This is a genomic window from Paraburkholderia nemoris, from assembly GCF_905221015.1.
Classification (GTDB): domain Bacteria; phylum Pseudomonadota; class Gammaproteobacteria; order Burkholderiales; family Burkholderiaceae; genus Paraburkholderia; species Paraburkholderia nemoris.
This window is the reverse complement of record NZ_CAJNBO010000094.1, coordinates 1-2,055: the sequence shown is the minus strand read 5'-3', so window position 1 is coordinate 2,055 and position 2,055 is coordinate 1. Positions and strand designations below refer to the sequence as shown.

Sequence of the window (2,055 nt, the reverse complement as noted above, 5' to 3'; positions counted from 1 at the left end):
TGCGTAATTCGTGGAAGCTGGACACGCGTTTCGCGTGAAGGTGGACAGCGGTTTCGCGCGAAGCTGGACGTTCGGAGCGCAGCGACGCGGGGGTTTCGATATTTACTCTGACTGCTGGTTTTCGGTCAAACTCTTTTTGCGTTTTCGCATCGAATCACCGCTAAGATTGATGCGATAGGTGTTGTGCACGAGCCGGTCGAGAATGGCATCAGCGAGCGTCGGATCGCCGAGCGCGGCATGCCAGCTATCAACTGGAATCTGGCTGGTTACCAGGGTTGAGCGGTGGCCGTGGCGATCATCGAGGATCTCAAGCAGGTCACGCCGTGTGCTGTCAGTCATCGGCGCCATCGCGAGATCGTCCATGAGCAACACGTCGGTCTTGGCCCACTGCGCCAGCAGCCGGGCATAGCGACCACTACCGTGTGCGATGGCGAGCTCCTCGTTCAGTTTGGGAACTCTCAGGTACAGCGCGGAGTAACCAAGACGACACGCCTGGTTCGCCAGCGCACACGCCAGCCAGGTCTTGCCCAGGCCCGTGGCGCCGACGATCACGGCGTTGTTGCGCTCACGAATCCAGGTGCCGGTGAGAAGCTGGCTGACGAGTCCACGATCCAGGCCGCGCGCCGATCGGTAGTCGATGTCTTCGGGCACCGCGTCGGAGAACTTGAGTTTCGCCCGGCGCAACCGCGCCGCAGTCTGCCGGGATTCGCGCACGCTGACCTCCCGTTCGACGAGAAGCCCCAGCCTCTCTTCGAAACTAAACGCCTCGACGTCGGCGAGTCCCTGCTGCTCGGTAAGCGCGTCAGCCATGCCGTTCAGGCGTAGCTCGTGCAGTTTGTTAATGGTTGGGTGTTTCAGCATAGTGCTTCTTCAGTGGTAGTAATCGGGCCCGCGCACATTGGCGTGCGCAAGCGGCAGGTCGGGCTGTACCGCAACCGGCGATGGCTGCTGGTCCAGTCCGTTCTTCAGCGTCGAGTCGATGAAGCGGTAACTCGGCGCTTTCAGATCGATGGCGCGGCTGCAGGCGGCTTCCAGCCGCTGGTTGCCGTAGTCTTTGGCCAATCGCAGTACGCCCAGGCAGGTGCGATAGGCCTGCTGCGGATGCTGACGGCCGCCGAGCAGATGCTGGATGACGGCATCTGTGTGCGGGCCGATCGTGGCGGCCCAGTTGCGCAGGCGCTGCGGGTCCCAGCCGGTAACGGCCTGATGATTGGCCGGCATGTGCTCGGTCAGCGTGGTGTGAGCGCCGCGGCGATCGCTCTTTGCGTGCGCGGCGATGCGCGTGCCGCGATGGAAGACTTCGACGGTGGCTGTGGTGTAGCGGACGTCAACCTGTTCACGCGCGAAGCGGTGAGGGACCGAGTAGTAATGGCCGACGAGTTCGATGTGATAGTCAATGCCGACACGGGCGACCTTCCAGTCGGCGTATTGATAAGGGTGCGCCGGTAACGGCTTGAGTGCTGCGCGCTCGAGTTCTTCAAAGGCGGTTCGCCGCGAACCGGGTAGTTTCTTGAATGCCTTGTCGTTCAGGCTAACAAGCAGCGCGGCGATCGCACGGTTGGCTTCGGCAAGACTGAAGAAGCGTTGTTTGCGCAACCGGGCGAGAATCCATCGTTGTACGAGGAGCACTCCCTGCTCGACCTTGGCCTTGTCCCGGGGCTTTTTACTGCGGGCGGGGATGACGGCCACGGAGTAATGCGAAGCCATCGCGCCGTAGGCGCGATTTACGATCGGGTCATAGAAGCTCGGTTTGTGCACGCCCGACTTGAGGTTGTCGGGCACGACAATTTCTGTACAGCCGCCGATGAATTCGAACGTGCGCACATGCGAACCGATCCAGTCTGGCAACTGCTGCGTCCAGGTCGCTTCGGCGTACGTGTAGTTCGACGCGCCGAGAACAGCAACGAACAGCTCGGCGTCGCGGATCTCGCCGGTTTGCGCGTCGATGATGGCGATCCTGTCGCCGGAGTAGTCGACGAACAGCTTCTCGCCGGGCGCGTGCGTCTGGCGCAAGGTCAGCGGCAATGCGCTCGCCCACCGGTTGTAGTGGGTGCA

Annotated in this window: 2 protein-coding genes; both read right to left on the bottom strand. The window is 62.0% G+C overall.

Annotated elements, in window-relative coordinates; genetic code table 11:
- Nucleotides 1-102 precede the first annotated feature (102 nt).
- Nucleotides 103-861: an IS21-like element helper ATPase IstB gene (gene istB / locus KHO33_RS41780; protein WP_114164456.1), complete on the bottom strand. Its 759-nt coding sequence runs from the start codon at nt 859-861 to the stop codon at nt 103-105.
- Nucleotides 862-870: 9 nt separating this feature from the next.
- A partial coding sequence (gene istA / locus KHO33_RS41775; RefSeq protein WP_211629340.1) for an IS21 family transposase occupies nt 871-2,055 on the bottom strand: 1,185 nt, incomplete at its 5' end.